The sequence below is a fragment of the Streptomyces sp. SudanB182_2057 genome, from assembly GCF_964272715.1.
Classification (GTDB): Bacteria; Actinomycetota; Actinomycetes; order Streptomycetales; family Streptomycetaceae; genus Streptomyces; species Streptomyces rubradiris.
This window is the reverse complement of sequence record NZ_OZ186798.1, coordinates 4,427,427-4,447,713: the sequence shown is the minus strand read 5'-3', so window position 1 is coordinate 4,447,713 and position 20,287 is coordinate 4,427,427. Positions and strand designations below refer to the sequence as shown.

Here is a 20,287-nt window from a genome sequence, read left to right as displayed (position 1 = left end):
TGACAACGGGCCCCGCCCGCGGATCCGCACCCTCGCCCCGGTCCTGCCCTGCCCCGGTCCTGCCCCGGCCCCGGGAACGCAAGCGCCCCCCACGCACCCGCCAGAGCCGACCTACCCTTGCTGCCTTCCGGCCCTGGGGGAGTTCAGTCAGATAGCGCCGCGTGAGGGGCTGTGCCCCACAGTACCCGATGGCGGCGCCCGGACCGAACCCGATCGCCCCGTCCTCCGCACCCGGGGACGGCCTGCGGGAACGAGTTCGCGAGCACTCCTCTCGGTCATGTAATGTTCTCGGCGGAGGATTCGCCTAGAGGCCTAGGGCGCACGCTTGGAAAGCGTGTTGGGGGCAACCCCTCACGAGTTCGAATCTCGTATCCTCCGCCAGTGCCTCACCGGGCACGTTGTCGAAGGGCCCCACCGTTCGCGGTGGGGCCCTTCGACGTGTGGGCCCCGGACGGCAAGAGATCCTCACCGCCTCACCCGCACCGGCGCCGACACCGTCGCCTGGTCCACCTCCGAGACGCGGACCGTCGCCCTCAGGGTCCAGGTGCCGGGGAGGGGGAGGGTGAAGGCGCCGGTGGCCCAGTAGCCGCCGCGGTCCGTGACGCGGGTGTCCAGGGGGCCCACGCGCCGGTCCGGGAGCGTGAGGGTGACGCGGAGTTCCGGGACCGCGCAGAGGCCGCCGTCGGGGCCGTAGACCACCGCCTGGACGGAGTTCTCGCCCACCCGGCCGGGGTCCAGGGTGATCTGGACGCTGCCGTGACCGCCGGGGGCGCCGGTGTCGAACGGGAGCGTGGTGACGGAGGCGGTGGGGATGCCCGGCGCCGGGGAGGCGACGTCCCGGGCGGTCTCCGTCGCCGCGCGGCCGGGGGCGGTGGCGGTCAGCAGGGTGGTGAGGGCCAGGACGACGGTGGCCACGGCCGCCTCCGCGAGCACCGAGCGGCGCAGGGCGCGTGCGTGGAGGACGGTGGGCGTCTTGGCCACGCGGGCGGTCCGGGTGCGGGAGCAGGCCGCCGCGAGGAGCAGTGCGGCGACCGCCGCCAGTTTGGCCAGCAGGGTCCGCCCGTACGGGGTGCCGGTCAGCGCCTGCCAGGAGCCGAGGCCGCGCCAGGACTGGTAGGTGCCGGTCAGCACCACGACCGCCACCGACGCGGTCGCCAGCCGGGAGAAGCGGGCCGGGAGCGAGGCGGGCGGGCCGTCCGGTTCCGGGGCGCGCCGCAGCGTCCACAGCAGCGCGGCCAGACCGCCCAGCCAGGCCCCCGTCGCCAGCAGGTGCAGGGTGGCCGAGACGAGCGCCACCGGGACCTGGATGCCGGCCGCCGCGTGGCCGGAGGCCGGCCAGGTCAGGGCCAGGGCGACGGCGAGGACCGCGCCCACCGCCAGGGTGGCGCGGCGCGGCAGGCGGACGCGGCGCCGGCTCAGCAGGAACGTACCCGCCGCCGCCAGGAGCAGCAGCCCGATGCGGGCCAGGAGCAGCTCACCAGGTCGGCCGGGATGTCACCCCGCCGTCCACCACCAGGTCGTGCCCGGTGATCCAGGAGGCGAGCGGGGAGGCGAGGAAGGCGCAGGCGTCGGCCACGTCCTCGCCGCGGCCCAGGCGGCCGGCCGGGGCGGCGGCGAGCCAGCGGCGTACGCCGTCCGGCCAGGACTCGGTCAGGCCGGGGCGGTCGATCAGCCCGGGCGAGACCGTGTTGACGCGGATGCCGTCGGGGCCGTACTCCAGGGCCGCCGCGCGGGCGTGCATGACCACCGCCGCCTTGGCCGCGCCGTAGTGGGCGTGGCCGGGGGCCGGGTGGGCGGCCTCGATGGAGGCGATGTGGGTGATGGTGCCGCCGCCGTGGGCGCGCATGTGGGCGGCGGCGGCCTGGGTGCAGGCGAAGACGCTGGTGAGGTTGGTGTCGACGACCGTGCGCCAGTCCTCGGCCGTCAACTCCGGGAGCGGCTGGACGGGCTGGACGGCCGCGTTGTTGACGAGCGCGGTCAGGTGCCCGTCGGACCAGGCCGTCGTCTCCTCGACCAGGCGGCGGCAGGCGGTCTCGTCCGTCAGGTCGGCCCGGAGCACGACCGCCCTGCCGCCCGCCGCCCGGATGCGGTCGGCCACCTCGGTGGCGGCGGCGAGCGCCGTGCGGCAGTGCACGGCGACCGCCGCGCCGTGCTCCGCGAAGCGCAGGGCGATGGCGCGGCCGATGCCGCCGCCCGCGCCGGTCACCAGCGCGGTCTGTCCGTCCAGCAGGCGGGTGGGAGGGGGCGGGGTCATGGGCGGCACAGTTCCGTGATCAGGGGCGCCTCGGCCGGGTAACGCGCCGTGAGGTCGGCCGGGTTCCCGTGTTCGTAGTCCGCGTAGGTGAATCCGGGGGCCATCGTGCAGCCGAAGAACGTCCACGCGCCGCCCGCCACCACCCGCGCCCCCATCCAGGTGCGGGCCGGCACGGTCAGCTGGAGGTGCTGACCGGAGCCGGGGTCCGGACCGAGGACGGGGCTGCTGGTGGTGCCGTCGGGGGCGAGGAGCAGCAGTCGGAGCGGGTCGCCGAGGTAGAAGTGCCAGACCTCGTCGAAGGGCAGCCGGTGCAGGGCGGAGAAGTCGTCGGCGGTGAGCAGGGCCACGATGGCCGACCCCTCGGGGCGGCCGTCCGGGCGCTCGGGCCCGGCCCAGGTGCGCCGGAACAGGCCGCCTTCGCGGGGCAGGGGTTCGAGGCCGTAGCGGGCGGTCAGCTCTTCGGGCGTCGTCACCCGGGGAAGGCTACCGCCCGCTCCAGGAAGGCGAGTTGCGCGTGCTTCTCGGGCAGGTACACCTCGGGCAGGTCGACCTCGGGCAGGACGACGGCCGGGCCGCGGGTGAAGCCCTGGCGTTCGAAGCGGGCGATGGCCTTGGCGTTGCGCACATCCGGGTCGATCACGATCCGCGGCCGGTCCAGGACCCGCATCACGAACGTCGTGATCGCCTTCACCAGCCCCGACGTCCAGCCGGGGTGCGGCCCGTCGGGGCCGGCGGGGGCGAGGAGGAGGTGGACGCCGAGGTCGCCGGGGCGGACGTCGTAGCACTCGCCGACCCGGTCGGCGGACGGCTCGTAGGTCTGGAGGAGGGCGGCCGGTTCGCCGTCCTTGGTGACCAGGTGGGCGTGGTGGGTGTCGAGGGTGGCCATGTGGGCGTATATCTCGGCGACCTGGTCCCTGCCGAGGCCGTTCATGCCCCAGAACACGGCGCGGTCGTCGCTCACCCAGGAGTGGATCAGCTCCGCGTCGCCCTCCGGGTCGACGGGGCGGATACGGACGGTGCCGAAGCCGTCGATGTGCTGGACGTGCGGGTCGGTCATCGGGTTCCTCGGGGGGTCGGGGATGGTTCGCTCGTGGGTGAGCCGGGCCCAGTCGGTGACCACCGGGGCGAGTTCGCCCTCGAGCCACAGCGGGAGCTGGTCGTGGTGGTGGGGGCCGCCGGGTACGCCGTCGGCGCCGAAGGGCACCACCCAGCGGCTGCCCTCCCGGTCGGCGAGGTCCCAGACGTAGCGGGCGGCCGGACCGCGGGCGGCGCGGTCGGTGACGCCGGGGACGGCCGAGGTGCACAGCACGCAGTCGTGGTCGCCGCCGAGTCCGGGTTCGGCGGCGTCGGCGGCCGGCTGCCCGGGCAGGGCCCGCCAGGGGGCCAGGCGGTGGGTGGCGGACCAGGGGCGGCCCGGCGGTGCGGCGGCGACCTCCTCCAGCGCGTCGCGGACGACCGCCGTGCGGTCGATGTCGTACAACTCCTTGGCTTCCAGGAGGTGTTCGAGGGCGAGGCCGACACGGGGCACGAGGGCCAGCCAGGGCAGCAGGACCTCCGGGTAGGCCGGGGGCTCGGCGAGCGGGGCGAAGACCGGTTCCGCGGCGAGCCGGCGTACGACCGCGTGGCGCAGCGCCGCGAACACCGCCGCGTCGGTGCTGTCCGCGTCCATCCGGCGGTCCCAGTCGAGCAGGCGGTCGCGCAGGGCCGCGGCGGCGGGGCCGAGGCCGGTGAGGGCGGTGAGGCGCTCCAGCAGCGGGGCGGCGGAGCCGAGGTGGGTGTCGGTGTGGATGGCGGCCATGTCGTCGGCCGTCCAGGTACGGCGGGCGTCGAGCAGGGCGCCGATGCGGTCGGCGCGGTGGGGCGGGGCGAACTCGACGCCGAGGGGGGCGGCGAGGCCGCGGGCGTTGGCCATCACCGCGATGCCGTCGGTGGTGGGCGGGTCGGCGTACGGCGTCTCGTGGGTGCCCTGCCAGTCGTGGCCGGGGAGCCAGGCCGGTACCGGGTGGTGGCGGTTGGCCTCGCCGCGGAGGGGGACCTTTCCGGCGACGCGGTGCAGGGTGCCGCCCGCGGTGTCGGCGGCCTGGACGACGTTGACCGGCTCGGTCCAGGCGTCCAGGGCGCGGTCGACGTCGTCGACGGTGCGGGCGCGCAGGAGGGGGAGCAGGGCGCTGAAGCCGAGGTCCTCGGTGACGCGGGGCGGGTAGCGCAGGGCGAGCGCCTCGGCTTCGCCGTCGGCTCCGGGTCCGTGCGGCGGTTCCTCCCCCGGTACGACGACCGCGTCCAGGCCCTCCGGCCCGCCGGCTATCACCGGCCCCCGGGGCGTCTCGACGAGCTCTATCTCCAGCGGTGGTTCGGACGCGATGCGGACGGTCTCCGTGTGGCGGCTGGCGCGTCGCCAGGTGCCGTCCGGGCCGAGGGCCTCGATGCCCGCGCCGGTGCGGCGGAGCCGCTCGCGGTAGAGGTCCTGGTAGTCGGCCATGGCGTTGGTGATCGCCCAGGCGACCGTGCCGGTGTGGCCGAAGTGCGGGATGCCGGGCACGCCGGGCACGGCCAGGCCGACGACGTCGAACTCGGGGCAGGCCAGGCGGATCTGCTGGTAGACACCGGGGTCCTCGATGAACCGGTGCGGGTCCCCGGCGAGCAGCGCCCGTCCGGTGGCGGTGCGTTCGCCGGTGACCAGCCAGCCGTTGCTGCCCGCCGTGCCCGTCCCGTCGGTGGCGAACAGGCCGACGGCCTCCGGCCCGAGGTGCCGTATCGCCTGCTCGCGCCAGAGCTTGGCGGGGAATCCGGCGAACAGGATGTGCGTGCCGAGCCAGACCGCGAGGGGCGTCCAGGGCTGCCAGCGGCCCGGGGTCAGCCCGGTGCGGGCGAACTCGGGGGCGCGGCCGGCGCCTTCGGCCAGGCCCTCGTTGACGCCGGCGACGTACGCGCGTACCCAGTCCGCCGTCTCGGCGTCCCGGCGCTCCAGCGCGGCGAAGCAGCGCCGGGCGGTGTCCGCCAGCCGGGCCCGGCGGGCGAAGACGTCCCAGGAGAGGGCGTCGGCGCCGAGGAAGGACGCGGACGTGCCCTGCGCCCGGTGCCGTTCGACCTCCAGTTGCCAGGCCCGGTCGTGCGCGGTGACCAGGCCCTGGGCGCGGGCGAGTTGACGGGCGTCGGACGCGCGCAGGTGGGGGACGCCCCAGGCGTCGCGGTGTATCTCGATGGCCACGAGGGACCCCCTTGGTGCTTTTAGGTTAGCCTTGCCTAAGTATTTTCTGTGGCGGAATCGTACGCGAACGATGGAGGGGGCATGGGACAGGGGCGGGGCTGGGAAGGCGCGGTCCTACGACTGCTGCGCGCCAAGGACTTCGAACTGACCGTCCTCGAAGCCGAGGACGTGACCCCTCACTACCGGCGGCTCCGGATGGGCGACGGCGGACTGCTCGCCGCGACCGGCGTCCACCCGACGATGTGGGTCCGGCTGTGGTTCTCCGACCAGGGCCGGCCGCACCAGCGCGCCTACACCCTGGTCGACCCCGACCCGGTCGCCGGCACCTTCGGCCTCGAATTCGCCCTGCACGAGGGCGTGGCCTCCGACTGGGCCCGGACCGCGCGGCCCGGCGACACCGTCGAGGCCACCGTCCAGGGGACCGGCTTCCAGCACCCCGACCCCGGCCCCTCCCACCTCGTCGCGATCGGCGACCCGGCCTCGCTGCCCGCCGTCAACTCCCTCCTCGGCGCCCTGGGTTCCGTTCCGGCGACCGTCTGGTTCGAGGGCGACCCGGCGGGGCTGCCCTGCCGCGCCGAGCCCGGCCGGCACGAGATCCGGCCGGTGCCCCGCCGGGACGCGGGCGCCCACCTGGTCGAACGGGTCCGCGCCGAGCTGCCCGCCGTCCTCGCCGGCACCCCGCACCCGTACGTCTGGATCGCCTGCGACACCGCCACCACCCGCACCCTCGCGGCCTACGTGCGCAAGGAACTGGGCGTGCCGAAACAGCGGGTGCACGCGCTCGGGTACTGGCGCGACCAGCCCGCGCCCCGGGGAGCGGACTGAGCGGGCGGCGCGGGCGGGGGCGCGGGATCATCGACGCATGGACGTCACCCTGCACCTCGCCCAGGACCCCGCGGCCGACGCGCTGCTCGGGCGCTCCCCGCTCGCCGCGCTGACCGGGATGCTGCTGGACCAGCAGATCCCGATGGAGTGGGCGTTCAAGGGCCCCCGGACCATCGCCGACCGGCTCGGCACCGAGGACCTGGACGCCCACGAGATTGCGGCGATGGACCCGGAGGCCTTCGCCGCGCTGCTCGCCGACAAGCCCGCGGTGCACCGCTACCCGGGCTCGATGGCCAAGCGCGTCCAGCAGCTGTGCCAGTACCTCGTCGAGCACTACGACGGGGACGCGGAGGCGGTCTGGCGGGACGCCGGCAGCGGGCCGGAGCTGCTGCGCCGGCTCCAGGAGCTGCCGGGGTTCGGCAAGCAGAAGGCGCAGATCTTCCTGGCCCTGCTCGGCAAGCGGCTCGGGGTCACTCCGGAGGGCTGGCGGGAGGCCGCCGGCGCCTACGGCGAACCCGATTCCTTCCGCTCCGTCGCCGACATCACCGGGCCGGAGTCGCTGGCCAAGGTGCGCGCCCACAAGCAGGAGATGAAGGCGGCGGCCAAGGCGGCCAAGGCGGCCCGGAAGAACTGAACCCGCCTCACCCGTCCGGCCCACTCCGCTGGCCGCCGCCCGCCGCCCGCTCCCAGCATGGAGCATGACCGAGGCACCGAGCGGCGGCCCCGCCGGGGACCGTGAGTACGACGACCGGCACGTCCACGCGGCGGAACCGCCCCGGGGGCACCCGGCGGCGGAGCCGGCCCGCGGCCACCCGGAACCGGAACCGCCGTTCGAGGGACCGCTGCACGCCCTGTCCCGGGCCGCCTGGCAGACCGTCCTGCTCACCGGGATCGGCTCCCTGGTGCTCGGCGTCCTGGTGCTGGTCTGGCCGGGCGCCTCCCTGCTCGCCGCCGGCGTCCTCTTCGGCCTGTACCTGCTCTACACCGGTGTCCTCCAGCTGGTCGCCGCCTTCGGCACCCACCAGGCGACCTCGCTGCGGGTGCTGGCCTTCATCAGCGGCGCGCTGTCGATCCTGCTCGGCCTGCTCTGCTTCCGCGGGCCCACGCGGTCGCTCCTGCTGCTCGCCCTGTGGATCGGCATCGGCTGGCTGTTCCGGGGGATCACCCAGTTCCTGGCCGCCGTGCACGATCCCCGGATGCCCGCCCGGGGCTGGCAGATCCTCCTCGGGGTCCTCACCTTCGTCGCCGGTGTCGTGCTCATCGACTCGCCCTTCGAGTCGGTCGCGGTGCTCACCCTCGTCGGCGGGATCTGGCTGGTCGCGGTGGGCGTCGTGGAGGTCCTCACCGCGCTGCGCATGCGCGGCCGGGCCCGCCGGGTGCCACGGACTCTGTGACCCCCGGCCCCGCCCCGGGGCTAGCGTCTCCGCCGGGCCGTGCCGAACAGGGACCGGGTGATCTCCCGGCCCAGCTGGGTACCGACCGAGCGGGCCAGCGACCGGAACACGCCGCTGTTCACCACCTGTTCGACCAGCGACGGCTCCGCCCTGGGCCGTTGCCGGGGCGGCGGCGCCGGTGCCGTCTCCGGGGGCCGGGCCGCGCTCAGCCTCTCGTACGCCGACTCGCGGTCCACAGCCTGTGCATAACGTCCGTGGAGCGGGGAGCGGCGGACCGCCTCGTCCAGTACGGCGGTGTCCACCGGGCCCATCAGGGACTCCGGGGCGCGCAGCCGGGTGGCGGCGACCGGGGTGGGCGCGCCGGACTCGCCCAGCACGGTCACCACGGCCTCGCCGGTGCCCAGCCCGGTGAGCAGTTCCTCCAGGTCGTACGCCGATTCCGGGAAGGTCCGCACGGCCGCCCGCAGGGCCTTGTGGTCGTCCGGGGTGAAGGCGCGCAGCGCGTGCTGGATCCGGTTGCCGAGCTGGGCGAGGACGTCACCGGGCACGTCCTTCGGGGTCTGGGTGACGAAGAAGACGCCGACGCCCTTGGAGCGGATCAGCCGCACGGTCCGGGTGACGGACTCCAGGAACGCCTTGGAGGCGTCGTCGAACAGCAGGTGCGCCTCGTCGAAGAAGAAGACCAGTTTCGGCTGGTCCACGTCGCCGACCTCGGGCAGGTCGTGGAAGAGGTCGGCGAGCAGCCACATCAGGAAGGTGGAGAACAGCAGCGGCCTGTCCTGGACGGCGGGCAGCTCCAGGACCGAGACGACGCCCCGGCCGTCCGGCGCCGTGCGCAGCAGATCGGCCGTGTCGAACTCCGGCTCGCCGAAGAAGTCCGCCATGCCCTGCGCCTCGAACGCCGTCAGCGAGCGCAGGATCACCCCGGCGGTGGCGGTGGACAGCCCGCCGACGGTCTTCAGCTCGCTCCTGCCCGCGTCGGAGGTGAGGAAGGCGGTGACCGCGCGCAGGTCCTTGAGGTCGACCAGCTCCAGGCCCTTGCTGTCGGCGTAGTGGAAGATCAGGGCGAGGGACTGCTCCTGGGTGCGGTTCAGCCCGAGCGCCTTGGCCAGCAGCAGCGGGCCGAAGCTGGTGACGGCGGCCCTGACCGGAATGCCGTGGCCGAGGCCGCCGAGCGCGTAGAACTCCGCGGGGAAGCCGGCCGGGGCCCACTCCTGCCCGACCTCGCCGGCCCGTCGCCGCACCCGGTCGTCGCCCTGTCCGGGGCGCGCGATGCCGGACAGGTCACCTTTGACGTCCGCGAGGAACACCGGCACGCCCCGCGCCGACAGCTGCTCGGCGATCAGCTGGAGGGTCTTGGTCTTGCCGGTGCCGGTGGCGCCCGCGACCAGGCCGTGCCGGTTGAGCACGGACAACGGGACGCGGACCGGCGCGCCGGACAGGCACCGCCCGTCCCACAGGAGGGCGCCGAGGTCGAGCGCGGGGCCGGTGAAGGCGTAACCGGAGGCGATCCGCCCGGCCGGGCCGGGCAGTGCGGCGGCCTCCGGGGTGCCGGCGGGCGGCACGGACTCGCTGTCACTCATCTCCGGCCCCTGTTCCCCTGGCGACCCGTATGACCGTTTGGTCCGTCTTTCACCTGTCTTCGATCCGTCTTTTCAAGCGTCGCACCGGGCCGCCATGGCTGCGCCCGGAACGTCTGGGCCGGTAGGCTTTCCGTGTGATCTTCAAGCGCATCGGAAACGGCCGGCCGTACCCCGACCACGGCCGGGAGAGCACCCGGCAGTGGGCGGACGTCGCGCCGCGCCCGGTCCGCCTCGATCAGCTCGTGACCACCAAGCAGCAGCTCGATCTGGAGACCCTGCTCGCGGAGGACTCGACGTTCTACGGCGACCTCTTCGCGCACGTCGTGAAGTGGCAGGGCGACCTCTACCTGGAGGACGGGCTGCACCGCGCGGTCCGCGCCGCCCTCCAGCAGCGCCAGGTGCTGCACGCGCGCGTGCTCGAACTCGACTGACCCGGCACGACACGGCCGTTGGCCCTTTCGGGTTCCGCTGGGCACCCTCTGCTGATCATCTGATAGGCATCGTCGCCCGGGCGCACTACGCTGCGCTCATGAGCATGCTGACTCCCCCCGGCATGGGCGGCCAGTACCGGATCACGGGGGACAAGTACCCCCGCATGCGTCCGTCCCGCCGGCGCGGCAGGCTCGTGGCCGCGGCGGTGGCCTCCGCCGCCGTGCTCGGCCTGCTCGGCTGGGGCACCGTGCAGCTCATCGACGTCTTCACCGGCGGCGGCGACGGCACCGCGACGGCCCGCCGTACGACGCACTGCCCTGCCAGGACCGCCGCCGGGACCGGCCGGGCCCCCGCGGCCGAGGCGAAGTCCCTGCCCGCGCCCGGCCGGATCACCGTGAACGTCTACAACGCCACCCCGCGCAGCGGGCTCGCCAAGAAGACCGCCGACGAACTGCGCCGGCGCGGCTTCCGGATCGGCAAGGTGGGCAACGCCGCCAAGGAGTACGACAAGAAGGTCAAGGGCCCGGGCCTGCTCCTCGGCTCCCCCGCCGCCCAGGACACCTCGCTGCGGGTGCTCGCCACCCAGCTGACCGGCGCGTCCCTGCGCGCCGACGCCCGCGAGGGCGCCGACCTGGACCTGATCATCGGCGACGCCTTCAAGGACCTGACCCGCCAGCGGACGGCCGACGAGGCCGTGACGACGCTGACGGCCCCGGACACCGCCACGGCCCCCGCGAAGAAGACCTGCTGATCAGCGCCCCGGAAGGGGCGCGGGGAACGGCGCGATCGGCCCCGGGCCGCTCCCCGGTGGGCCCACCCGGAGGAACTACTCGGCGGACCCGTACAGCCGGTCCCCCGCGTCCCCGAGCCCCGGCACGATGTACCCCTGCTCGTCGAGGTGGTCGTCGACGGCCGCGGTGACCACGGTCACCGGCGTGCCCGCCAGCTCGCGCTCCACCACGGCGACCCCCTCGGGAGCGGCCAGCAGCACCACGGCCGTCACGTCGTCCGCACCGCGCTTGATCAGCTCCTGGATCGCCGCGACCAGGGTGCCGCCCGTGGCCAGCATCGGGTCCAGGACGTACACCTGGCGGCCCGACAGGTCCTCCGGCATGCGCGAGGCGTACGTGGACGCCTCCAGCGTCTCCTCGTTGCGGACCATGCCCAGGAAGCCCACCTCGGCGGTCGGCAGCAGCCGGACCATGCCGTCCAGCATGCCGAGACCGGCCCGCAGGATCGGCACCACCAGCGGACGGGGACGGGCCAGCTTCACACCCGTGGTGCGGGCGACCGGTGTCTGGATGTCGACGGCCTCGGTGCGCACGTCCCGCGTGGCCTCGTAGGCGAGCAGGGTGACCAGCTCGTCGGCGAGCCGCCGGAAGGTCGCGGAGTCGGTGCGCCGGTCGCGCAGCGTGGTGAGCTTGTGAGCGACCAGGGGGTGGTCGACGACATGGAGACGCATGCTCCTAACGGTACCTGCGCCACCGGCCGCCCTCACGCTGGAGTCAAACCGGCCGTCCGGGGGAAAGTGGGAGAGACGGAGTGGGGTGGTGTGACGTGTCCGACCTGCCTGACCAGCCCGGGAAACCCGAGACCGACGCCGAACGCCGCAGACGGCGCGCCCGGTTCCTGCGCGATCTCGCCGAGGCCCGGGAGCTGCGCGCCCGGGTGCGGCCCCGGCGCACCAAGGCCGCCCGGCTGCGCCAGGCGCTGCGCATGCGCACGTTCCGCTGGTAGTCCCGCGGGGCCGCGACCGGCGCGGAACAGCGGCGTGCGCACCGGTGTTGGGGAGGCGGCCGTGCGTGTGCCCGGGGAAAAGCCGCGTACGATCCGCAGGTGGCCGCAATGAGCGCGCTGCTGAGCCGATCACGGATCCACGATCGAATCAGCCAGACACAGGGAGCCGAAGACGTCCCCTGAACGCCTTGTTTCTGCCACGATTCCGAGTGGGTGGGGCTCGGAGCCCAGCTCTCTCCGCCCACGTACCTCCGCCGGGGGGACCCCCAACCGGCACGCCTATGACCAGTGGGAGAGTCACGGTGTACTTCGCCGCACTGCTCGCGCGCACCGAAGACGGGTGGGAAGCGAGCGACACAGAGCTCGACGATGTGGAGACCCTGTCGGATCTGGCCGACCTGGCCCGGGAAGCCTCTCCCGACGAGGACACGGTGCTCGTCCTGATCGAACAGGAGGACTCCTGGTTCGGTGTCGTCCGCGTGGACGGCGAGGACGACCCTCGCATCTACGTCTCGGACGCCGCCGCCGCCCGCCGCAGCGCTTACGGGGAGCTGCTGCTCACCGACGAACTGCTCGGCCGGGAGCCCGGCGCCGACGACGGCCCGGACCTGGACGCCCTCGACCTCGACGGCACCGAGGACGGCGAGTCCGAGGACGACGACGAGGAGGTGGTCGGCACCGCCGACGCGGTGACGCACAGCCCGGTGGGCGACAGCGGCATCCTCGACGACCTGGGCATCAGCGAGAAGGAGCTGCGTTCCCTGGACGCGAACGACGCGCTGAACACGATCGCCGAGGCGCTGGGCGCCTCGGAGGTGCTGGAGACCGTCCGCTGACCACGGAACGGAATCCGCAGGACACCCCGGACCCGGTGCGGAGCCCCGAGGGCACCCCGGACCCGGTTCGGGACCGCTGGCGGGCGGCGATGCGGCTCGCCCTGGAGCAGGCCGGCCGGGCCGGCCGGGGCGGCGACGTCCCCGTCGGCGCCGTCGTGCTGTCCCCGGACGGTACGACGGTGCTCGGCGCCGGGCACAACGAGCGTGAGGCCACCGGCGATCCCACGGCCCACGCGGAGATCCTCGCCATCCGGCGGGCCGCCGCCACCCTGAACGAGGCGGCGGGCACCGGGCGGCGGGCACGCGAGTGGCGGCTGACCGGCTGCACGCTCGTGGTGACCCTGGAACCGTGCACGATGTGCGCCGGCGCGCTCGTCCAGTCCCGGGTGGACCGGGTGGTCTACGGCGCCCGGGACGACAAGGCGGGCGCCGCCGGGTCCCTGTGGGACGTCATCCGCGACCGGCGGCTCAACCACCGCCCGGAGGTGATCGAGGGCGTCCTCGCGGCCGAGTGCGCCCGGCCGCTCACGGAGTTCTTCCGGGACCGCTGAACGGGAGCGGCGGGCCGCGGCCGGGATATCGATTTCGAACCATGCCGCCCCGTGCTGTAGGGTCTCCCTCGGTAGCGTGTCCGAGCGGCCGAAGGAGCTCGCCTCGAAAGCGAGTGTGGCGCAAGTCACCGAGGGTTCAAATCCCTCCGCTACCGCTCTTCGAAAGGCCCCGTCGTCCGGCGGGGCCTTTCGCGTGTTCCGGATCACAACGCGGGGGCGCCGCCGGGCCGTCGGCCCGGCGCGCGGGGCCCGGAGGTTACACTCGCGGCCGGCAGCAGGGGGCCTCGGGGCCCGGTACAGGGGAGGCCGTGGTGGCGGTGAACGTCAAGAAGATCGCCGTGTACGTACTGGTGGTCTTCGCGCTGTACGTGATCATCACGGACCCGGCCAAGGCCGCCGACTACGTCCAGATAGGGTTCGAAGGCATATCGGACGCGGCCGGGGCCATCGGGGACTTCATGACCTGGGCCGCCAACGGAGGAAAGAGCTGAGGTACCCCCCATGATCCGTCATCTGGTCCTCTTCAAGCTCAACGAGGGTGTCGAGCGCGACGATCCGCGGGTCACGGCAGGCGTCGAGGCCTTCCGCGCCCTCGGCGGGCAGATCGAGGAGGTGCGGTTCTGGGAGTGCGCCTGGAACATCAGCGACCGGCCCATCGCCTATGACTTCGCGATCAACTCGGCCGTCGACGACGCCGACGCCCTCAAGCGCTACCTGGAGCACCCGGCCCACCAGGCGGCCGGCGCGCAGTGGCGCGAGTTCGCCACCTGGGTGATCGCCGACTACGAGTTCTGAGCCCCGGGCTCCCCGAAAGCCCCCCGCCGGTCGTTTCCGGCGGGGGGCTTTCGCATGGGCGCCCACCCGTCAACTTGTCGGTGTCCGGCGACAACACGGCGTTATCGGGTGCTTGCACACAGTGCACATGTCTTGTGATGCTATGACCGCTTTTGACGGATGATTGACGGACGAAGAGGTGGCGTTGACCGTGTCGGCCAGTACTGCGCCCCCTCAGGACGAGGCGGCGTCCCCGACCCCGTCGGCCCCCGGAAAGCGCCGTGGCGCGGACACCCGCGCCCTGACCCAGGTGCTCTTCACCGAACTGAAGCAGCTGACCCCCGGCACGCCGGAGCACAACCGGGTGCGCGGGGCGCTGATCGAGGCGAACCTCCCGCTCGTACGCTACGCCGCCGCCCGCTTCCGCTCCCGCAACGAGCCGATGGAGGACGTCATCCAGGTCGGCACCATCGGCCTGATCAACGCCATCGACCGGTTCGACCCGGACCGGGGCGTGCAGTTCCCGACCTTCGCGATGCCCACCGTGGTCGGCGAGATCAAGCGCTACTTCCGCGACAACGTCCGCACCGTCCACGTCCCGCGCCGGCTGCACGAGCTGTGGGTGCAGGTCAACAGCGCGACCGAGGACCTGACCACGCTCTACGGCCGCTCCCCGAGCACCGCCGAGATCGCCGAGCGGCTGCGGATCAGCGAGGAGGAGGTGCTCAGCTGCATCGAGGCGGGGCGCTCCTACCACGCCACCTCGCTGGAGGCCGCCCAGGAGGGCGACGGACTGCCCGGCCTGCTGGACCGGATCGGCTACGAGGACCCGGCCCTGGACGGCGTCGAACACCGCGACCTGGTCCGCCACCTCCTCGTCCAGCTCCCCGAGCGCGAACAGCGCATCCTGCTGCTGCGCTACTACAGCAATCTGACCCAGTCCCAGATCAGCGCCGAACTCGGCGTCTCCCAGATGCACGTCTCCCGGCTGCTCGCGCGCAGCTTCCAGCGGCTGCGCTCCGCCAACCGCATCGACGCGTGACCGGCGAACGGTACGCGAACTCCTCCCGCACCGGACCGGGGCACGCCGGGTGTTCGCCTGGTGCATGACGGGCGCACGGAAGCACGGCACCGACGGCGCTGCATCGCAAACCCGATCGATCGGTAACCGGCGCGAGCGAATCGCTCACCAGGGCGGATGCCGACAGACACGGACAGAAATACCGTCAGACCCCTTCCCTGCAGGGGCGATTCGCCATTCGCATGTCGACATGTCGGTACAGCGCGTTGCCGACATGTGACATTCTGCGGGAAGCGCGTTTGCCGTGGCTCCGGCTCCGGTATTCAGGTGAAGGCTGCGTTGCTCGACGACGGCGCCGCCGCGACCGTCCCGCGACCCAAAGGGGGTGGCATGTCCGCAGACCAGGGCAGCTCGAAGGTGCTGACGCCCACGAAGAGCGAGGCAGCGCCCAAGGAGCTCGACGCTCTCGACGTCCTCGACGGCTTCGAGGGTGTCACGGCCCTCGACGCCGTGCCGGCCCTCGACACCGTGCCGGCCCAGGCCGTCGGCCCGTCCGCCGAAACGCTCCCGGCCCCGCAGACGGCGGCGAACCTCGACACCCGCACCCTGTCCCGGTCGCTGTTCCTGCGCCTGGCCGCGCTGGAGCAGGACAGCCCCGAGCGGGCGTACGTCCGGGACACCCTGATCGAGCTGAACCTCCCGCTGGTCCGGTACGCGGCGGCCCGCTTCCGCTCCCGCAACGAGCCGATGGAGGACATCGTCCAGGTCGGCACCATCGGCCTGATCAAGGCGATCGACCGGTTCGACTGCGAGCGGGGCGTGGAGTTCCCGACGTTCGCGATGCCCACCGTGGTCGGCGAGATCAAGCGGTTCTTCCGGGACACCTCGTGGTCCGTGCGGGTGCCGCGGCGCCTCCAGGAGCTGCGCCTGGCCCTGACCAAGGCCAGCGACGAATTGTCCCAGAAGCTGGACCGCTCGCCCACGGTCACCGAACTGGCCGCCGTGCTCGGCGTCTCCGAGGAGGACGTGGTCGACGGCCTCGCGGTCGGCAACGCCTACACCGCCTCCTCCCTCGACTCCCCGGCCCCCGAGGACGACGGCGGCGAGGGCTCGCTGGCCGACCGGCTCGGCTACGAGGACACGGCGCTGGAGGGCGTGGAGTACCGCGAGTCCCTCAAGCCCCTGCTGGCCAAACTCCCGCCCCGGGAGCGCCGGATCATCATGCTGCGCTTCTTCGCCAACATGACGCAGTCGCAGATCGGCGAGGAGGTCGGCATCTCCCAGATGCACGTCTCCCGGCTGCTGACGCGGACGCTGGCCCAGCTGCGCGAGGGACTGATCTCGGACTGAGGTCCGTCATCCGCTTCCCAACTGACGTTCCGTCAGTCACCATGTGCGGATGCTTCGTTCCGGGGTACCGCACACGACGGCATGGACACGCGGCCGCCGGGGCGCCGTCACGGCGGCCACGGCGGCCGTCGTCGTCCTGGGCGCGGTTGTGGCCGCGTGCGGGGGCGGCGGCCCGGGCGGCGGCTACACCGCGGTCGGCGCGGGCCGGGGCGGACCGACGGCCGTGGCGCCGACGGAGCCGGTGACGCTGGTGCCGCTGGACGGGCCCGCGGCGGGCGGGGCGAGCGGAGGGGAGGCCCCGCACGCGAGCGGCCCGGCGGCGCGCGCACAAGGTCCGGCGGCGCGCACGCGAGGCCCGGCCGGTCGCGCGGGCACCGATGCGCCGGCATCCGGGGGCGGCACGGCGAGCACGCACGGCACGGTTTCGGGCGCCCCCGGAACGAGCGGTGGGCAGGACGGCCGTACGACGGCACCGCCGCCACCGGCCGCCTCACCGCCTCCGGCCGCCACGCCTTCGCCGGCCGACCCGCCCGGCAGCCCGGCGCCCGGGCGCACGACGCCCGCCGCGCTGTCCTGGGGGGAGCCGGTGACCGAGGGCACCGACCGGCGGTGGTGCCAGGAGGTGACGGTCGCCTTTCACAACTCCGGTGGTACGGCGGTGCGTTCGGGCTCGGTGACGTTCGGGACGCACATCATCGGCGCGCTCGGCGTGGACTGGGGGACGGTGGAGTCGACCGTTCCGCTGCCGGTGCCGCTCGCTCCGGGCGCGCGGAAGAGTCCGGTGTGGACGGTGTGCGTGGACGCCTGGAGGGTGCCGCTCGGTATGCGTGTCGAGACGCGCGAGGTCTCGGTCGACTGGGGCTGAGCCCTTGCTGGCCGGCCCTTACTTCAGCGCCAGCCAGGCGACGCCGGCCACCACGACGAGCGCCACGATGACGCCGACGATCACACCGACCCGGGGGCCGGAGGAGGCCGCCGCCTGCCGCTGCCGCCCCTGGGGTGCCTCGTCGACGAAGGCGCGGAACATCTGGGTGCTGCCTGCGGGGTCGTAATTGCCCTGGGGGCCCTGGGTGTTAGCCATGCCCCGAGACCCTAGCGAATCCAGGTGACCGGCCCAAGTGCGGGGCCTTCGGGACAGACGGGGGCACCCCACCCGCACTCACCTGCACATTTACGTTCGCAATACTTGCCTTTGCCAAGTTTTTGCAGCGGCCACCCCCATGATTGTTTGCCTTCAGCAACCAAACAGTCCTATGGTTGCCCCAAGCAACGAATACGGGAGGTGTGATGGCCGAGCAGGCGCAGTTTGAAGAGCTGGCGCGTCAGCTCAGTGCCGTCGGAGCCGTGAAACGGGACATGGGGCGGATCCTGCCGCCCGACTGCCCGGCAGGCTCGGCCGCCGTGCTGACCCTGCTCGGCCGCCACGGCGACATGCGCATGAGCAAGCTCGCGGAACTGCTCGCCGTGGACATGTCGGTCACCAGCCGGCATGTCGCGCACGTGGCCGCACGCGGCTGGATCGAGCGGCTCCCGGACCCGGCGGACAAACGGTCGCGCATCCTGCGCCTGACCCCGGAGGGTCTGGAACAGCTCGACGAGCTGTCCCGGCGGACCACGCATCTGCTCGCGGAGCGGCTGGCGGACTGGACCGACGACGAGGTCGGCCAGCTGATCCGGCTGATGACGCGACTGCGCGACTCGTTCGGCGACTGCCGGTCCGCCCCGGTCCGGATCCCCGCCCCCGTAGTCGAAGAGACCACCCGTACACCCGCAAGCACGTAAGAAAAGGAAGCCCATGGCAACGACCACACCAGCCGGTGTGCGGGCTCACGCCAAGCACGGGGGAGGCCAAGGCGACGCCCCGATGACGCACCGGCAGATCATGGAGGCCCTGTCCGGGCTGCTGCTCGGCATGTTCGTGGCGATCCTGTCGTCCACGATCGTCTCCAACGCCCTGCCGGAGATCATCGGGGACCTCGGCGGCGGCCAGTCCGCCTACACCTGGGTGGTCACGGCCGCCCTGCTGTCGATGACCGCGGCCACTCCCCTGTGGGGCAAGCTCGCCGACCTGTACAGCAAGAAGGCTCTCGTCCAGATAGCCCTCGTCATCTACGTGGTCGCCTCCATGGCGGCCGGCCTGTCGCAGAACCCCGGCATGCTCATCACCTTCCGGGTGTTCCAGGGCATCGGCGTCGGCGGTCTGTCCGCCCTGGCGCAGATCGTCATGGCGGCGATGATCTCCCCGCGCGAGCGCGGCCGGTACTCCGGCTACCTCGGCGCCACCTTCGCCGTCGCCACCGTCGGCGGCCCGCTGCTCGGCGGCGTCATCACCGACACCTCCTGGCTGGGCTGGCGCTGGTGCTTCTACGTCGGCGTCCCCTTCGCGATCATCGCGCTGATCGTGCTGCAGAAGACCCTGCACCTGCCCGTGGTCAAGCGCCAGGTCAAGGTCGACTGGGGCGGCGCGACCCTGATCGCCGCCGCCGTCTCCCTGCTGCTGGTCTGGGTCACCTTCGCGGGTGACAAGTACGACTGGCTGTCCTGGCAGACCTACGCGATGGTCGGTGGTTCGATCGTCCTCGGCGCGCTGTTCGTGCTCGTGGAGTCCAAGGCGAGCGAGCCGATCATCCCGCTGCGCCTGTTCAAGAACCGCACGATCACGCTGGCGTCGCTCGCCTCGCTGTTCGTCGGTATCGCGATGTTCTCCGGCACCGTGTTCTTCAGCCAGTACTTCCAGCTGGCCCGCGACAAGTCCCCGACCATGTCGGGCGTCATGACCATCCCGATGATCGGCGGTCTGTTCGTCTCCTCGACCGTCTCGGGTCAGCTCATCACCCGCACCGGCCGCTGGAAGGCGTGGCTGGTCAGCGGTGGCGTGCTGGTCACGGCCGGACTGCTGCTGCTCGGTGGCATCCGGTACGACACGGACTACTGGAAGATGGCCATCTTCATGGCCCTGCTGGGTCTCGGCATCGGCATGATGATGCAGAACCTGGTGCTCGCCACGCAGAACCAGGTGGCCCCCTCCGACCTCGGCTCGGCCAGCTCCACGGTCACCTTCTTCCGCTCCCTCGGCGGTGCGGTCGGCGTCTCCGCGCTCGGTGCCGTGATGTCCCGCCGGATCACCCACTACGTCCAGGACGGCGTCTCCGCGCTGGACCCGAAGTCCCAGGCCGCGCTGGCCGGCGGCGCCGGCTCGTCCGACAGCATCCCGGACATGGACAAGCTCCCGGCGCCCATCCGGACGCTGATGGAGAGCGCCTACGGCCACGGCATCGCCGACGTCTTCCTCATCGCCGGCTGCCTCGCCGCCGTCGCCTTCCTGATCACGCTGTTCATCAAGGAGGTCCCGCTGAAGACCAAGGGCGCGCTCGCGCAGTCCACCGACGCCGCCGCCCCGGCCCAGGCCGAGGCCCCGGCCGCCGCGGCCACCGCGGCCCAGGCCCCGGTCCCGGCCGCGGTCGCCCAGACCGCCCCGGCCGCGTCCGACGGCACCGCCGCCGACACCCGGCCCATGGCAGCCGTCGCCACGGTCGCCGAGCCCGGCGCGGGCCACGGCGGCACCCCGGTGCACGGCTTCGTCCGCGGCGCCGAGAGCGCCCCGGTCCCGCAGGCCGCGGTCACCCTGATCTCGCTGTCCGGCCGCCAGCTGGGCCGCTCGGTCGCCCAGGCCGACGGCTCCTACGCGCTGGACGCCCCGGGCACCGGCAGCTACGTCCTGATCGCCTCCGCCGACGGCTACCAGCCGCAGGCCTCCACCATCGTGGTGGGTGAGGAGCCGGTGGCGTACGACATCCTGCTCAGCGGCACCAGCGGGCTGACCGGTGTGGTCCGGGCCGCCGGGAGCGCGCTGCCGGTCAAGGACGCGATGGTGATCGTCACCGATGTGCGCGGAGACCTGCTGGCCACCGCCGCCACCGGGGAGCAGGGCGACTTCGCCCTCACCGACCTGGTGCCCGGCACGGTGACCGTCGCGGTCAACGCGAGCGGGTACCGGCCGCGGGCCCTGCCGGTCGAGGTCGGCGCCACCGGCGTCACCCGGATCGAGATCGACCTGGACGCCGGCGCCCGGCTCCAGGGTGTCGTCCGGGCCCCGCACGGCCCGCTGGCCGACGCCCGGGTCACCCTGGTCGACCAGGCGGGCAACGTGGTCGGCACCGCCACCACCGGTGCGGACGGGGCGTACGCCTTCACCGACCTGGACGGCGGCGAGTACACCGTCATCGCGACCGGCTACCCGCCGGTGGCCACCGCGCTGACCGTGACCGGCCCCGGCGTGGACGGCCACGACATCGAGCTCGCCCACCCCGGCGAGTAGGCAC

Annotated in this window: 21 protein-coding genes, 2 tRNA genes, 1 other RNA gene and 1 pseudogene; 17 read left to right on the top strand and 8 right to left on the bottom strand. The window is 73.3% G+C overall.

The window, feature by feature from the left end:
• Positions 1-75 precede the first annotated feature (75 nt).
• Positions 76-174: signal recognition particle sRNA small type (gene ffs / locus ACSURM_RS19425), an RNA gene on the bottom strand.
• A 119-nt stretch (positions 175-293) separates the two neighbouring features.
• Here ffs and ACSURM_RS19420 point away from each other — a divergent pair.
• Positions 294-381 (top strand) — tRNA-Ser (locus ACSURM_RS19420).
• Positions 382-465: 84 nt separating this feature from the next.
• Here ACSURM_RS19420 and ACSURM_RS19415 read toward each other — a convergent pair.
• The 4 genes and pseudogenes from ACSURM_RS19415 to ACSURM_RS19400 all read right to left on the bottom strand — a co-directional run.
• Positions 466-1,485: pseudogene (locus ACSURM_RS19415) on the bottom strand (copper resistance D family protein); the annotation flags it as partial.
• A complete protein-coding gene (locus tag ACSURM_RS19410; protein ID WP_436956620.1) occupies positions 1,475-2,254 on the bottom strand; it encodes an SDR family NAD(P)-dependent oxidoreductase in 780 nt (259 codons plus the stop codon). The pseudogene ACSURM_RS19415 and the gene ACSURM_RS19410, both read right to left, overlap by 11 nt.
• Positions 2,251-2,727, bottom strand: a complete 477-nt coding sequence (locus tag ACSURM_RS19405) for a cupin domain-containing protein (RefSeq protein ID WP_436956619.1) — start codon at positions 2,725-2,727, stop codon at positions 2,251-2,253. The genes ACSURM_RS19410 and ACSURM_RS19405 overlap by 4 nt, the downstream gene beginning before the upstream one ends.
• Positions 2,724-5,462: a GNAT family N-acetyltransferase gene (locus ACSURM_RS19400; RefSeq protein WP_436956617.1), complete on the bottom strand. Its 2,739-nt coding sequence runs from the start codon at positions 5,460-5,462 to the stop codon at positions 2,724-2,726. The genes ACSURM_RS19405 and ACSURM_RS19400 overlap by 4 nt, the downstream gene beginning before the upstream one ends.
• A gap of 81 nt (positions 5,463-5,543) precedes the next feature.
• On the opposite strand from ACSURM_RS19400, the gene ACSURM_RS19395 reads away from it, so the two are divergent.
• The 3 genes from ACSURM_RS19395 to ACSURM_RS19385 all read left to right on the top strand — a co-directional run bounded on the left by ACSURM_RS19395 (position 5,544) and on the right by ACSURM_RS19385 (position 7,681).
• Entirely contained in the window at positions 5,544-6,287 is a 744-nt protein-coding gene (locus ACSURM_RS19395) for a siderophore-interacting protein (protein WP_436956615.1), read from the top strand.
• A 37-nt stretch (positions 6,288-6,324) separates the two neighbouring features.
• Positions 6,325-6,921, top strand: a complete 597-nt coding sequence (locus ACSURM_RS19390) for an HhH-GPD-type base excision DNA repair protein (protein WP_436956613.1) — start codon at positions 6,325-6,327, stop codon at positions 6,919-6,921.
• A gap of 64 nt (positions 6,922-6,985) precedes the next feature.
• A complete protein-coding gene (locus ACSURM_RS19385) occupies positions 6,986-7,681 on the top strand; it encodes an HdeD family acid-resistance protein (RefSeq protein ID WP_436956611.1) in 696 nt (231 codons plus the stop codon).
• Positions 7,682-7,701: 20 nt separating this feature from the next.
• Here the strand turns inward: ACSURM_RS19385 and ACSURM_RS19380 are convergent, their stop codons facing one another.
• Positions 7,702-9,264, bottom strand: coding sequence for a helicase HerA-like domain-containing protein (locus ACSURM_RS19380; protein WP_436956609.1), 1,563 nt, complete (start codon positions 9,262-9,264; stop codon positions 7,702-7,704).
• Positions 9,265-9,398: 134 nt separating this feature from the next.
• Here ACSURM_RS19380 and ACSURM_RS19375 point away from each other — a divergent pair, with 134 nt between their 5' ends.
• The gene (locus ACSURM_RS19375) at positions 9,399-9,695 is read left to right on the top strand and encodes a type II toxin-antitoxin system VapB family antitoxin (protein ID WP_004943146.1); all 297 of its coding nucleotides are present in this window, start codon (positions 9,399-9,401) and stop codon (positions 9,693-9,695) included.
• A gap of 104 nt (positions 9,696-9,799) precedes the next feature.
• Positions 9,800-10,447, top strand: coding sequence for a LytR C-terminal domain-containing protein (locus tag ACSURM_RS19370; RefSeq protein ID WP_436961141.1), 648 nt, complete (start codon positions 9,800-9,802; stop codon positions 10,445-10,447).
• 75 nt (positions 10,448-10,522) lie between these two features.
• On the opposite strand, the gene upp is transcribed toward ACSURM_RS19370, so the two are convergent.
• A complete protein-coding gene (gene upp / locus ACSURM_RS19365; RefSeq protein WP_436956607.1) occupies positions 10,523-11,158 on the bottom strand; it encodes a uracil phosphoribosyltransferase in 636 nt (211 codons plus the stop codon).
• 80 nt (positions 11,159-11,238) lie between these two features.
• Here upp and ACSURM_RS19360 point away from each other — a divergent pair, with 80 nt between their 5' ends.
• From ACSURM_RS19360 to ACSURM_RS19320, 9 genes are all read left to right on the top strand, one after another.
• The gene (locus ACSURM_RS19360; protein ID WP_354671425.1) at positions 11,239-11,433 is read left to right on the top strand and encodes a hypothetical protein; all 195 of its coding nucleotides are present in this window, start codon (positions 11,239-11,241) and stop codon (positions 11,431-11,433) included.
• 302 nt (positions 11,434-11,735) lie between these two features.
• Positions 11,736-12,269: a tRNA adenosine deaminase-associated protein gene (locus ACSURM_RS19355; protein WP_436961140.1), complete on the top strand. Its 534-nt coding sequence runs from the start codon at positions 11,736-11,738 to the stop codon at positions 12,267-12,269.
• Positions 12,270-12,358: 89 nt separating this feature from the next.
• Positions 12,359-12,820, top strand: a complete 462-nt coding sequence (gene tadA, locus ACSURM_RS19350) for a tRNA adenosine(34) deaminase TadA (RefSeq protein ID WP_436961139.1) — start codon at positions 12,359-12,361, stop codon at positions 12,818-12,820.
• A gap of 70 nt (positions 12,821-12,890) precedes the next feature.
• Positions 12,891-12,975: transfer RNA gene (locus tag ACSURM_RS19345), tRNA-Ser, on the top strand.
• A 156-nt stretch (positions 12,976-13,131) separates the two neighbouring features.
• Entirely contained in the window at positions 13,132-13,311 is a 180-nt protein-coding gene (locus tag ACSURM_RS19340) for a hypothetical protein (protein ID WP_030786078.1), read from the top strand.
• Between the two features lie 10 nt (positions 13,312-13,321).
• Complete coding sequence (locus tag ACSURM_RS19335) at positions 13,322-13,615, top strand: Dabb family protein (RefSeq protein WP_436956605.1); 294 nt, start codon at positions 13,322-13,324, stop codon at positions 13,613-13,615.
• A 184-nt stretch (positions 13,616-13,799) separates the two neighbouring features.
• Entirely contained in the window at positions 13,800-14,636 is an 837-nt protein-coding gene (locus ACSURM_RS19330) for an RNA polymerase sigma factor SigF (protein WP_030786081.1), read from the top strand.
• Between the two features lie 369 nt (positions 14,637-15,005).
• The gene (locus ACSURM_RS19325; RefSeq protein WP_436956603.1) at positions 15,006-15,965 is read left to right on the top strand and encodes an RNA polymerase sigma factor SigF; all 960 of its coding nucleotides are present in this window, start codon (positions 15,006-15,008) and stop codon (positions 15,963-15,965) included.
• Positions 15,966-16,014: 49 nt separating this feature from the next.
• Positions 16,015-16,830 carry a hypothetical protein gene (locus tag ACSURM_RS19320; protein ID WP_436956602.1) on the top strand — a complete coding sequence of 272 codons (816 nt, stop codon included), beginning with the start codon at positions 16,015-16,017 and terminating at the stop codon, positions 16,828-16,830.
• Between the two features lie 18 nt (positions 16,831-16,848).
• On the opposite strand, the gene ACSURM_RS19315 is transcribed toward ACSURM_RS19320, so the two are convergent.
• Positions 16,849-17,046 (bottom strand): hypothetical protein, encoded by a 198-nt coding sequence (locus tag ACSURM_RS19315; RefSeq protein WP_189994722.1) that lies wholly within the window; start codon positions 17,044-17,046, stop codon positions 16,849-16,851.
• Between the two features lie 206 nt (positions 17,047-17,252).
• On the opposite strand from ACSURM_RS19315, the gene ACSURM_RS19310 reads away from it, so the two are divergent.
• Together ACSURM_RS19310 and ACSURM_RS19305 are read left to right on the top strand one after the other, a co-directional pair.
• Positions 17,253-17,747 carry a MarR family winged helix-turn-helix transcriptional regulator gene (locus tag ACSURM_RS19310; protein WP_436956600.1) on the top strand — a complete coding sequence of 165 codons (495 nt, stop codon included), beginning with the start codon at positions 17,253-17,255 and terminating at the stop codon, positions 17,745-17,747.
• A gap of 13 nt (positions 17,748-17,760) precedes the next feature.
• Complete coding sequence (locus ACSURM_RS19305; protein ID WP_436956598.1) at positions 17,761-20,283, top strand: MFS transporter; 2,523 nt, start codon at positions 17,761-17,763, stop codon at positions 20,281-20,283.
• Positions 20,284-20,287 lie beyond the last annotated feature (4 nt).